This window comes from Salinivibrio sp. PR932 (genome assembly GCF_001996125.1).
GTDB classification, from domain to species: Bacteria; Pseudomonadota; Gammaproteobacteria; order Enterobacterales; family Vibrionaceae; genus Salinivibrio; species Salinivibrio proteolyticus.
In genome coordinates this window covers 1-12,575 of record NZ_MUFM01000031.1, presented here as the reverse complement: position 1 = coordinate 12,575, position 12,575 = coordinate 1, and the positions used below count along the sequence as shown (strand labels likewise).

Annotated in this window: 11 protein-coding genes; 6 read left to right on the top strand and 5 right to left on the bottom strand. The window is 51.1% G+C overall.

Annotation, left to right across the window (positions count from 1 at the left end; genetic code table 11):
- Positions 1-25: 25 nt before the first annotated feature.
- The 5 genes from BZG84_RS13195 (at position 26) to yqfB (ending at position 5,266) form a co-directional block, all read left to right on the top strand.
- Positions 26-517 (top strand): GNAT family N-acetyltransferase, encoded by a 492-nt coding sequence (locus BZG84_RS13195; RefSeq protein WP_077480771.1) that lies wholly within the window; start codon positions 26-28, stop codon positions 515-517.
- Positions 514-912, top strand: a complete 399-nt coding sequence (locus tag BZG84_RS13190) for a VOC family protein (protein ID WP_077480769.1) — start codon at positions 514-516, stop codon at positions 910-912. The genes BZG84_RS13195 and BZG84_RS13190 overlap by 4 nt, the downstream gene beginning before the upstream one ends.
- Positions 913-1,132: 220 nt before the next feature.
- Positions 1,133-3,310, top strand: a complete 2,178-nt coding sequence (gene katG, locus BZG84_RS13185) for a catalase/peroxidase HPI (protein ID WP_077678310.1) — start codon at positions 1,133-1,135, stop codon at positions 3,308-3,310.
- A gap of 181 nt (positions 3,311-3,491) precedes the next feature.
- Complete coding sequence (dcuC, locus tag BZG84_RS13180) at positions 3,492-4,859, top strand: anaerobic C4-dicarboxylate transporter DcuC (RefSeq protein ID WP_077678309.1); 1,368 nt, start codon at positions 3,492-3,494, stop codon at positions 4,857-4,859.
- A 92-nt stretch (positions 4,860-4,951) separates the two neighbouring features.
- Positions 4,952-5,266 (top strand): N(4)-acetylcytidine aminohydrolase, encoded by a 315-nt coding sequence (gene yqfB / locus BZG84_RS13175; protein WP_077480764.1) that lies wholly within the window; start codon positions 4,952-4,954, stop codon positions 5,264-5,266.
- A 94-nt stretch (positions 5,267-5,360) separates the two neighbouring features.
- Here the strand turns inward: yqfB and BZG84_RS13170 are convergent, their stop codons facing one another.
- The 3 genes from BZG84_RS13170 to budA all read right to left on the bottom strand — a co-directional run bounded on the left by BZG84_RS13170 (position 5,361) and on the right by budA (position 9,195).
- Positions 5,361-6,470, bottom strand: a complete 1,110-nt coding sequence (locus BZG84_RS13170; protein WP_069590201.1) for a glycerol dehydrogenase — start codon at positions 6,468-6,470, stop codon at positions 5,361-5,363.
- A gap of 224 nt (positions 6,471-6,694) precedes the next feature.
- Positions 6,695-8,377 (bottom strand): acetolactate synthase AlsS, encoded by a 1,683-nt coding sequence (gene alsS, locus BZG84_RS13165; protein ID WP_077678308.1) that lies wholly within the window; start codon positions 8,375-8,377, stop codon positions 6,695-6,697.
- Between the two features lie 41 nt (positions 8,378-8,418).
- Positions 8,419-9,195, bottom strand: a complete 777-nt coding sequence (budA, locus tag BZG84_RS13160) for an acetolactate decarboxylase (RefSeq protein WP_077480760.1) — start codon at positions 9,193-9,195, stop codon at positions 8,419-8,421.
- A gap of 194 nt (positions 9,196-9,389) precedes the next feature.
- Here budA and BZG84_RS13155 point away from each other — a divergent pair, with 194 nt between their 5' ends.
- Positions 9,390-10,289, top strand: coding sequence for a LysR family transcriptional regulator (locus BZG84_RS13155; RefSeq protein WP_077678307.1), 900 nt, complete (start codon positions 9,390-9,392; stop codon positions 10,287-10,289).
- A 4-nt stretch (positions 10,290-10,293) separates the two neighbouring features.
- On the opposite strand, the gene BZG84_RS13150 is transcribed toward BZG84_RS13155, so the two are convergent.
- Positions 10,294-11,352 (bottom strand): hypothetical protein, encoded by a 1,059-nt coding sequence (locus tag BZG84_RS13150; RefSeq protein ID WP_077480756.1) that lies wholly within the window; start codon positions 11,350-11,352, stop codon positions 10,294-10,296.
- A gap of 123 nt (positions 11,353-11,475) precedes the next feature.
- Positions 11,476-12,504 carry a hypothetical protein gene (locus BZG84_RS13145; protein WP_241825797.1) on the bottom strand — a complete coding sequence of 343 codons (1,029 nt, stop codon included), beginning with the start codon at positions 12,502-12,504 and terminating at the stop codon, positions 11,476-11,478.
- Between the last annotated feature and the right edge of the window lie 71 nt (positions 12,505-12,575).

Here is a 12,575-nt window from a genome sequence, read left to right as displayed (position 1 = left end):
ACAAAAGGATTTAAAGGATACAAGGATGCAAGTGAGACGCGCCTCGGTTGAGGACTTGGATGCCATCTTCGCTCTAAATGTACAAATTGGTGACATGCACCATCAACATGCGCCGCATCTTTTTGCAACGCCTGGCCCAAGCGGTCGGGCGTTTTTGCAGCAAGCGCTGCAAGAAGCGGATAAGTACTTTTGGGTGGCAGAGCATCAAAACAAAGTGATTGGCTTTTTGTCGGCAAGGCTGGAATCGTTTGTACACATTCCTCATCTGGTCGATGATCCCATGTGTCATGTGAATACCATTGTGGTTGACCGTGATGCGCGTGGAACCGGCGCGGGCAAAGCGTTAATGGCTGCGTGTACCCAATGGGCGAAAGACAATCATGCCACTGTAATTAAACTAGAAGTGATGACGTTTAATCAGGACGCGCAGGCGTTTTATCAAGCGCTGGGGTTTACCCCAGACTCTATCACCATGATGCAAACATTGAATTGCGAGCCGGAGGAGTCAGCACAATGATTGATAAAGACACCGTGATGCGGGTGGCACGACCCACTGACAATTTAGCCGACATTACCAACATGTATTGCGAGGGGCTGGGGTTTGAGCTATTGGCGACGTTTTCGGGCCATAATGATTTTGATGGTGCCATTATTGGTCACCCGCATCACAACTATCACCTTGAATTTACCCATCATCGCGGCACCCATGTCGGTCCAGCACCGTCACAGGAAAACCTGTTGGTCTTTTACTTGCCGGATCACGCTGCATGGCAGACTGCGTGTCAACAAATTGAAGCCGCTGGGTTTAAACCTGTGCCGAGTTACAATAGCTACTGGGATAAAGACGGGCGTACCTTTGAAGATCTGGACGGTTATCGTGTGGTACTACAAAACCGTGAGTGGGCATGGTAGAGCAGGTATGTTAGAGCAAGGCGACGAATTGACTCAGGCGTGAAGGTGAGTGTCAGCAATCACAGTAATTGGCAAAACAGATTAGCGCAGATGTCTCATGCCTATTATCGTTGTATTAGTCGGGACAATCAGACACTTCGCCTGATTGCCTATTAACGCAATGCGCAAGCTGATTCGCTGTGAAGAGAGCTTGTCGAACAATAAGAGCAAGGAGAAAGCAATGTCTCAACAAGGCTCAACGTCGGTCGGTCAATGCCCCGTGATGCATGGTGGCGCAACATCGGAAGCGATGGCACACAAAACTTGGTGGCCAAACGCGCTAAACCTCGACATTCTTCATCAACACGACAGTAAAACCTCCCCCTTTGATGATGATTTTGATTATCACGCCGCGCTTAAAACTCTCGATATCGATGCATTAAAAAAGGATGTGAAAGCGTTACTGACCGAGAGTCAGTCTTGGTGGCCCGCCGATTGGGGGCATTATGGCGGCTTGATGATCCGCATGGCATGGCACTCCGCGGGGAGCTATCGCATTGCCGACGGCCGCGGTGGCGGTGCGACCGGTAACCAGCGTTTTGCGCCTTTAAATTCATGGCCGGATAATGCCAACCTCGATAAGGCCCGCCGCCTGTTGTGGCCTATCAAGAAAAAATATGGCAACAAAATAAGCTGGGCAGATTTGATCTTGCTGGCGGGGACGATGGCGTATGAATCGATGGGCTTAAAACCCTATGGGTTTGCATTTGGCCGCGAGGATATTTGGCACCCTGAGAAAGATACCTACTGGGGCGCAGAGAAAGAATGGCTGGCGCCAAGTGATGCTGAGAATAGCCGCTACTCTGGTGAACGCGATCTGGAAAACCCATTGGCAGCGGTGATGATGGGGCTGATTTATGTCAACCCAGAAGGGGTAGATGGCCATCCGGATCCGCTTAAAACCGCGCAAGATATGCGTGTCACCTTCGAGCGCATGGCGATGAACGATGAAGAAACGGTCGCACTCACCGCAGGTGGCCATACAGTCGGTAAGTGTCACGGCAATGGCGATGCGGAACAGCTCGGCCCTGAGCCGGAAGGCGCAGCGATTGAAGAGCAAGGCTTAGGGTGGAACAACCATCAAGCGCGTGGCATTGGTCGCGATACGGTCACCAGTGGCATTGAAGGGGCGTGGACCACCCATCCCACGCAATGGGATAACGGCTACTTTTATCTGTTGTTTAACTACGAGTGGGAATTGAAGAAAAGCCCAGCAGGCGCGTGGCAGTGGGAGCCCATCGATATCAAAGAAGAAGATAAACCTGTCGATGTGGAAGACCCCTCTATTCGTCGTAATCCCATCATGACGGATGCCGACATGGCACTCAAAATGGACCCAACCTATCGCAGCATTGCGGAGCGTTTTTATCAACATCCCGAGCAGTTAGCGGATGCCTTTGCTAAAGCCTGGTTTAAACTCACGCACCGCGACATGGGGCCTAAATCGCGTTACATCGGCCCAGATGTGCCAAGTGAAGACTTGATTTGGCAAGACCCTGTACCGGCAGGACGCACCGATTATGACGTCGCGGCGGTAAAAGCGGATATTGCCAACAGTGGCCTGACACTGGCAGAGAAAGTGACGACCGCATGGGATAGTGCGCGGACTTATCGGCAATCTGATAAACGAGGAGGGGCGAACGGCGCGCGGATCCGCCTGGCGCCGCAAAAAGATTGGCAAGGGAACGAGCCGGAGCGTTTGGCGAAGGTCGTCAACGTGCTGAGCAATATCGCCCAGAAGCATCAAATTAGTTTGGCCGACACCATCGTGCTGGCAGGCAATCAAGGCATCGAAGAAGCAGCGAAAGCGGCTGGCTTCCCCGTCGACGTTCCCTTTGCTCCTGGCCGTGGTGATGCCACGCTTGAGCAGACTGATGTGGCTTCGTTTGAGGTGCTAGAACCGGTTGCAGATGGATTCCGCAACTGGCTGAAAAAAGACTACACCGTTCAGCCTGAAGAGTTACTGCTCGACCGTGCCCAATTGATGGGACTCACGGCCCCTGAAATGACAGTATTGCTGGGTGGTATGCGCGTACTTGGGACCAATTATGGCGGTGCGCCGGAAGGTGTACTGACCGACCGAGTGGGGCAGCTAAGTCATGACTTTTTTGTCAACCTGACAGACATGGCGTATCAATGGAAACCCGTCGGCCGCAACCGCTATGAAATCATTGCGCGCGACTCTGGTGCGGTGAAGTGGACGGCAAGTCGCGTCGACTTAGTGTTTGGCTCTAATTCAATTTTGCGCGCTTATGCCGAGTTTTACGCGCAAGATGATAACCAAGCCAAGTTTGTACACGATTTTGTGGCGGCGTGGGTGAAAGTGATGAACGCTGACCGTTTTGATCTCCACCATTAGCCGATGACTTAACTAAGACAAACTGTGATCGCCAAGCCGCCTTTTATTGATAGGCGGCTTTTTATTTGTCTTAAATCAAGCTCGGGTTTGGTTGTTGTCGTGCTACAGGCAGGGGTTTAGTACAGTGAGCTGAGTAAATTCCATCCCATTCTTTTATCTTTATCATCTGGCGGAGTGAATTATGCTAGAACTGCTCATTGGGCTCGTTGTAACAGTGGCGGTGGGCTACTTCATTGTCAAAGGCTATCGTGCTGCAAGTACCTTGCTAACCGCAGGGATTTTATTACTGATTATCACCGGGTTAATCGGACACAGTGTGCTGCCAGCTAAATTAACGTCGACGGGCAATCTGTTTACCGACTCGCTTGAATACGTGAAATACATGCTGCAATACCGAGGTGGCGGCCTCGGGATGCAAATTATGTTGTTGTGTGGCTTTGCGGCCTATATGTCGCACATTGRTGCCAACAATGTGGTGGTGAAACAGTTCTCTAAGCCGCTATCGGTGATCAAGTCACCCTATGTGCTGCTCGTAGCGGCTTATATCGTGGCATGTTTAATGTCGCTGGCAGTCAGCTCTGCAACTGGGTTGGGTGTCCTTCTGATGGCCACCTTGTTCCCGATGATGACCGCGATGGGCATTTCTCGTCCTGCCGCCACCGCGGTGTGTGCCTCTCCCGCTGCCATTATTTTGTCACCTACGTCGGGCGATGTGGTGATTGCGGCGGAAAAATCCGGGTTGCCTCTCCATGTGTTTGCGGTCGAAACCGTATTGCCGGTCTCTATTTGTGCGATCATCGTGATGGCAGCAGCGGCGTACTTTTGGAATAAATATCTGGATAAAAAAGAAAACACGCCGATGGAACGTGTGGATGTCTCTGAGATAGAAACCCACGCACCTGCTTATTACGCAGTGTTGCCGTTTTTACCCATTATCGGAGTGTTCCTGTTCAATGGGAAAACCATCGAGGGGCTGTATCTTGATATTTATACCATCGTGGTCTTGTCGATCTTCTTGGGGGCATTGGTGGACTTTGCTACCAAGAAATTTGATGGCAGAAGAACGCTAGAAGATCTCGATGCCTGCTATGAAGGCATGGCGGATGCCTTTAAAGGCGTCGTGATGCTGTTGGTGGCTGCTGGCGTATTTGCCCAAGGCTTGATGTCGATTGGTGCGATTGACAACTTATTGGGCTTGGCGGAAAGTGCGGGCGCAGGCGGTATCGCGCTGATGTTGTTGCTAACCCTGCTCACTGTCGCGGCAGCGATTGCGACCGGGTCGGGCAATGCGCCTTTCTACGCGTTTGTCGAACTCGCGCCCTCATTAGCCGCGAAGATGGGGCTTAACCCAGCGTTTTTGATTATCCCCATGTTGCAAGCGTCTAATTTAGGTCGCACGGTTTCGCCTGTATCGGGAGTGATCGTAGCGACATCTGGGATGGCAAAACTCAGCCCGTTTGAGGTGGTTAAACGCACCTCGGTGCCAGTTCTCTGCGGATTAATCACCGTGATTATTGGCACGCTTGTATTGGTGCCGATGATGGCGTAACGTCACAAGGCATGGAAAGCCCGCGTGCAAGTGCGCGCGGGCTTTTTTAATCGTATCGCACTATAGGCCAACACGGTTTGGAAGAAAACAACATGACTGCCCCGACCAAAATCACCTTTTTCTCCACCTTAACGCCCATGGTGGCCGCTGGTGTTAAAACCATCACCATTCGCGATGAGTCCGAAAGTCACTATCAACCTGGTTCGCGTGTCGCGGTGCATCAGCTAGAAACCGATGATTATGTGTGTGACATTGTGATCGACAGCGTTGTGCCGTTAGCGTTCGAGGACATTAATGCCCGTCATGCGCAACAAGAAGGAATGTCGCTGACTGAGCTGAAAGCGCTGATTTTGCAAATCTACCCAGAACGTCCTCCGTTGTTTGTGATTGATTTTCATCTGGCTTAACAGCTCGCGCGCTCGCAGCGCATGGATTGGTAGTGCGCCACTAAAAAAGCGCCCGGGAAAAACGGACGCTTGGTGAGTCAGTTGGTTGATGTGTTTAGGCCGCGGAATACCGCTTTGCCATATTATTCGCGGCTAACATGGCGTGATAGACATCGTCTTCGCTGACCGTCATTGGCATATTGCCCATAGTGTCACCGTCTGCACATGCGATGCGCGCAACTTGACGCCACTCTTCTTCAATAAAGGTTTTTAGTCCCATTTGTTCGAGCGTGAGTGGCAAACCCGCTGTTTTGATAATTCGGACCACATTATCAATTTCTTCTTTAGGGGCGTTTTCCAGTACCAATTGGGTTAGCAAGCCAAAGACGACTTTTTCACCATGTTGGGCATGGTGCAAATCGGCCACCGCGGTCATTCCATTATTCACCGCGTGCGCGGCGGCAAGACCGCCAGCTTCTGCGCCCACACCACTGAGATAAATTGTTGCTTCGATCATCTGTTCCAGTGCTGGTGTGCTGACTTTACTGGCTAATGCATCCATGGCGGCATCAATGTTTTCGCTGAGTAACTCATAGCAAAGCTGAGCGAGGCCAAGGCCGGTACGTGAAGGGCGCTTTTGGACCAAGTTAACGCCGTCGGCACGATAACAGGCGCGTGCTTCAAAGTAGGTAGCCAATGCATCACCTACGCCTGCCGCAAAGAAGCGTGCTGGCGCGTTGGCAATAATGCCCGTATCGGCAATCACTGCATCTGGGTTTTGTGGCAAGAATAAGTAGCGATCAAACTCACCGTCAGGTTTGTAGATCACTGACAAGGCGGTGCAGGGGGCATCGGTTGAAGCAATGGTCGGATATAAAATCACCGGCACTTTTCGCTCGTACGCGACAGCTTTGGCGCAATCTAGGGTTTTCCCGCCACCAATACCGACAATGACATTGGCTTTTTGTTGTTCGGCGATGCCAAGGTTACGATCGATTTCTTGCTGGGTACATTCGTATTGAAATTTCTCGACATGAGCGGCTAAGCCTTCTGCGCGCTCAATGGCTGGAAGCGATGTTTGATTCACCTGATCGAGAAAGAACTCATCGCAAATAATGTACGCGTTAGAACCAAAGTCTTGAATGCTTTCTGGCAGTTGTGCCAGTAGGCCGGTTCCGATGATGAATTTTTTCGGAGACGTTACCGTGCGAGGGGTCGTTGCCATAGTGAACTCCATTATCGTTGTGATAGTTTCTTCATGTTAAGAGATGTGTTGGTTTAAGCAATGAGTCCTATGTGCTAAATATTTGAACTGACTCGAATGTTATATAGGGCTCAATAAGAGACTTGTTTTAAACGGCGCTAAACCACGCATCTTTGGGTTTTAATATGGCTCCTCGCACGATACTGCTCGGCAGGAGCACGTTTGTTTGAAAAAGTACTTATCTATTAGGCGAATACCGGATCCATACTGCCGGCCTCACGAGGGGCCATTAGCTTGTAGTTGTCACTATAATCGACGGGAATCGCGATCACTGCGGGTCCCTCGGTGTCCATGGCTTGCTTCAATTTGCTGGCAAGTTCTTCTTGGCGTGTGACCGCAAAACCTTTGGCACCAAACGCCTCGGCGTAGGCTTTAAAGTCAATCGGGCCGAATTTCACACCGGAAAAGCGCTGATATTTTTTGACCTCTTGCATCTCTACCATGTTGTAGGCGTTGTCCACCCAAATAATGTGTAGCAAGTTGCATTTGAGGCGCACAGCAGTTTCAAGCTCCATGCTGGATTGCATAAACCCACCGTCACCGGAAACGGACACCACTTTGCGATCGGGATTGAGCAAGCTAGCACCAATTCCCCAAGGAAGGGCGACGCCCATGGTTTGTTGACCGTTCGAGACCAACAATTGACGGGAACGGAAGCAGTTGAGGTAACGGGCAATCCAAATGTGGAAACTGCCCATGTCCAAGCACAAGGTTGTGTCTGGGGTGATCACATCCTGCATCACTTTGATTAGGTGTAACGGATGCAAAGCAAACTCTTGGTGTGACTGGCTATAAGCCCGAATCGCTTGACGTTGGTGAGCGACTTCTTCGAGCACATCGACGGTGGTAGGCGGCATCAGCCAGTGGTGATCGAGCTGCTCGGTGAGTGCTTTCAGGGTAGGCTCAATTTGACCCACGAGCTCAACGCTGGGGCGATAGTAGTGCTCGATTTCCGCAGACTCGACATCAATATGCACGATGTCTGTGTGTTGGGTATTCCAAAGCTCAGGATCGTATTCAATCGGGCTAAAACCAATAGTAATGATAAGGTCTGCATCTGCGAGCAATAGATCACCGGGCTGGTTGTTGAACAACCCCACGCGACCCGCAAAGCGCTGGTAGTAGCTAATATCAACGGTACCTGCCGCCTGATAGGTGCCGAGAACGGGTAATTGGGTACGATTAAGCAGAGTACGAATAGCGGCGGCATTCTCGGGGCGACTGGCTTGTAAGCCTAGGAGGAAAACCGGATTTTTCGCCGCTTTGATTTTACTGGCTGCCTCGTTGATGGCTCGCGTATCTGCCATGCCGAGCTGGGCGGGGAAGGTTGGCGCGAGAATATCGTTTTCCACGGGTTCGTTGAGAATGTCCATGGGCAGACTGACAAAGGCAGCGCCGGGGCGGCCGCTTTCTGCTGAGCGGAAGGCATTGGCAAGGATCTCAGACGCAGCAGTGCTGGCTTGAACCTCGGCGCTGTATTTGGTGACGGAGCGGAATACGCTCACGGTATCAAGGCTTTGATGAGTTTGTTTTTGTTGATCGGCCCGTTTCACGGCGCCCCCTAATGCGACCAAGGGATCGCCTTCTGAGGTTGCGGTTGCCAGACCGGTGACCAAGTTGGCACAGCCTGGGCCAGAGGTCACCATAGTCACACCCGCCTTACCGGTTAGACGGCCGACGACGCCTGCCATAAAGGCACCATTCGCCTCGTGACGAACGGGAATCATCTTAATGTTGGTGTCTTCAACCGCGTCAAAGAGACGGTCGATTTTGGCACCAGGAATACCAAAAATGTATTCCACACCTTGCTGCTCTAGGTGATTTGCGATCAGTTGTGCGCCATTGTCCCACTGTGTTTTTTTAGTCATGCTGGGCTCCTCGTGAGGTTGCCTCCCAATGGGAGGTGATATTATTTTTCTGCTTGTTCGATAGCGGCGTGTATGTTGTCCGGCGTTAAATTCGCGCCGAGGAAGCTGGCATTGGTCGGAAGATCAATGACCAGTTTAGAGACCCGTCCAATTTGCAAGGTGCCACACGCCAATTCGTAGTCTTGGACATGGCCACCGCCTTGGCGTGTGTCAGTGATAAAGTGCTCGTGATAGCCAGCGACATTGATCCCTTGGGTATATTGTGGGCTGCGAAATCCTGCAATCACGCCATTAACATGGTCAAAGCGAAACTCTGGTTGTGCAGCGATGGCCTCAAGCATAGGTTTGTACGGCGGAGTTTGTTTGGGCACAGTGCGAGTGCGCACATGCTCAAAGGCACCATCGATACGAACCGCACAAAAAATGTTATCGCTTGGCACCAAGCTATCGATGACATCATGCAGCTCTTGGCGCGACATGGGGTGATCAAAAGACTGGCTGATCTCTGGCTTGAAGAAGGTCATGACCGCAAAGGGGGTCTTTTGGTCCGGGTCGGCATGGCGTGCCGAGCCATCACCGCGCAGCTGAAATATGGTTTTATCAAAGGCGATGAGCTCACCGTCGAGTTGGTTGAATGTGCCGAGACCGAAGTCGCCATGTTTGAGGAGATCGGCCATGGTGGTGTCACCCTCATAGACGCCATCAATCAAGGCACTCATCAGGGAGGTTTGATAGATTTCGCCCTCTCCAGTGTGTTGGTGATGCTCAACGTAGGCGGCCGCAATGTGCTCGGCACAGTGGCAGGTTTGGGTGCTCATAAAGCGTCCTCGTTAACCGTGTTTAACAACCGTTCTGATAACCAAACGGTTTGTTGTATGAAACCTATAGATATGATGCGAGCTGACGTGGATAGCATCCAATATAAAAAAAGTTGGCTTTGATATCGAAAAGATATGGCACATAAAAAACGTGGTAAGATACTGAATATCAGAGATTTCTCGGAGGCAGGGTCATGGAGATAAGGTATTTACGGTATTTTGTAACGGTGGCAGAGTGCCGACACTTCACCCGCGCAGCCGAAAAGTTGGGCATTGCGCAGCCACCACTGAGCCAGCAAATTAAAAAGCTAGAGCAAGAGGTGGGGGTGCCTTTATTTGAACGCTTATCCCGTGGGGTGGCGTTAACACCCGCTGGTCAGGTGCTTTATGATGATGCGGTGAAAATCTTGACGCAGTTGGATCATGCGGTGCAGCGGGTCAAACAAGTGGCGCGAGGAGAGCGGAATCAACTGCGGCTTGGATTTGCCAGCTCCACGGTAGTGAGCCAAGCCGTGTTAGAACTGGTTCGGCGGTTACAGCAAGCCCATCCAGACATTGATTTTCAACCCATAGAGTTACCCATGCCAGCGTTGGTGGAAACCTTGCGCCAACAGGATGTCGATCTCGCCTTTCTACGCTTACCATGTTATGCCAGTGAACACGTGGCGCATACGCCGCTGTTTCCTGACCCATTTAAGCTAGTGGTGCCCGCCAATCATACCTTTGCTAAGCAGCAAAGCGTGACGCTGTCACAACTAGGCGATGACCCGATTATTCTGTTTCCGCGTGATATTGGCCCAGGACTACACGATGCCTTAGTGGATGCCCTAAAAGGGGCAGGGCTGGCGCCATCAAATGCTTCGCTGGCACCGCAATTACATTCAGCAACGGCAATGGTGTCTGCGGGGTTTGGGATTGCCCTAGTGCCTGAATCATTGACCACACAGCTGAGCGATCATGTTGCTGTGGTCGCGGTCGAAGACATGCCCTTAGTGAGTCACGTCGTATTGGCGTGGCAGCGGACTAATACCGCTCATGTTGTGCGTCGATGTATTCATACCGCACGAGAGCAAGTCACTCAGATGGAAAGCTGAGCCGTTAAGACCGTTGAGCGGCATGCTGTAAAAACTCTAATTGCATCCGCTCTTGCTCGCTCATTTGATAGGGCTCGTCAGATAGTTGCCCAGTATCAAAAATGCCGAGGAAATAATGGTCTTCTGGGCTGATGCCAAATTGTGCCCGTTCACCGGGATAGCCCGACATACGTTCAATCACCACGTCTTTCAGTTGCCATTCATCGCCATAGCCGCTCATTGAGGCTCGAAATGCGCGCAGCTCCAGAGATTGCTCTCCCTCACTGAGGCGTGTCTTAGTGGTTAACACCGCAACGGGTTGATCGTCAGCAGTAAATAAATTGGCACGCACTCGGTAAATACCGCCTTTATCGATATCTAAAACGAGTGGAATAACCATATCTGGCCCGCGGCCGAAAACCGGTTTAACGCCTTTCACTTCCGCAATGGGTTGGTAGAGGCGGAAGTCGGCGGTGAGTACATCGTCGCCACCATCAAAACTGAGTGTCGCCTTGAGGCGAAGCTCAATGGGCCAATCGGCCTCTGGCTCAATATTCCACTGGGTATCCGTAACATCGAGGCGGGTCAATTCCTGATTAGACTCGACATCAATGACCGATAAGGTCGCGTGATTAAGAGAGGCTGGGGTGACCAGTGAGGCCTGGATGTTCTCTGGATAAAAGTAGCGGTATTGGTTGAGCTTTAATGCCGCTTTCACTGAGCCGTCTAGGATCGGCATCGGCGTGGAAACATATCGATTCCAGTGTAGGTACGGGCTTTGTTTGGATGGAATGGGGATCGAATAAGAGGGGTGCTGGATTTGCTCCGCATAGTCGGCCGCGATGTAGCTGAGTGTTGGTGTCATCGAGGTTTCCACAATATCGGGTTCTTCGGGACGATATTGCCCATTTCGAGCGGTAGACTCTCGAATTGGTGGCTCGTATTCAGCTGTGTCGAGCAACAGCTGTTGATGGTTCTGCTCAGCAGTTGGTGTGGCAGGCGGAGCGTCGGGAACATCAAGCCATAGATAGGCAGTAACTCCAATGGATACCACCAAGGTTACTGCGAGTAGCAGTCTAGTCATAGCAATCTCTAATTAATTATTCACGAATAAACTAACACAGCCCATAAAAATGAATAAATCTGACTAGCTGCTCTTTGTGAACAAAAGAGCAGCTTTGTTAGTTAGGTCACAGCTTGAGCCGGATTATTGCGGAAGGGCATGAACTAGCTCGGACAAAGTGTCACGGTCGGAATCACGGACAAAGCGATATTTCTTACCAAACCAGCTATCTTTTTCCACGGTTTCGACGGTAATCCGTGCATTATCGCCGAGCACAAGCTCTGGATCGGTCGCTGTCACCTTCCCTTTGTGCCAAGGGTTAAAGATGGTGAGGTGGCTATACTTATCGCCCATCAACAGCGGATAGTGCAACGGCATAAAGCGTTTAACGCCTTTATGGACGTAATCCAATTTACCATCAAACTCAATCGTGGTGGAGCAACTATCAAACTCATCGGCATCGGCGGCACCACAGGCTGAGTGGGCGGCGACCACGCCATCATCACTACCCGGAATAAAGGGAGACGTGGCGCCTAAGAAGTCAGAGCCATTCCCCACAAAGCGGATACGTGGCACTCGGTTATCTGGCCACATCGCCAATTGGCGTGCATTGGCTACTTTTAAGTCGTTCAGTACGCCAATGTTGTCTTTGGTTGGCATTTGTCCCATCCAAAGTGACACGGCTTTTTTCATCGCATGGTTTAGCCAGCCACCACCTTCGGCAAGGTTTACTGCGATGTTGGCTAACTCAACACCGCCACCTGCGCCAGCAAAATCAAAGGTGCCGACAATATTGAGGGGCTCTAGCCCTGCGTTGCTCAGCCAGTTTTCTTGGTTATCGAGCAGATAGCGTGCTACTAGGTCGCCGGTAGAGTGGGTGACTAAAATACAGCCGGACAGACAGGTTTCTTGCTCGGAAAGGTTTTTCAACGCAGGCCAAAGATAATCGGAGGCTATTTTCCCTTCAATGCGCTCATGGGCAGGCCAGTCAATCCGAGCATCAGCATGCTGTAGCCAGAAGTTTTGCCAATAGTCTCCGCCATCTCGTATGACCTCATCATGAGCAGGACGCGTTTTTAGTTGTGCGGGTTGAAAACCATGCACTAACACAATCTTGTATTGCCCGATGGCAGCAAAGCCTGTTGAAGACATCATAAGAAGGACGACTGCCATTGTTATCTTATAAATATATTTCATTGTTGTTGCCAACCTGTTTTGAGTAAACACTCAGTATTATATAGCTC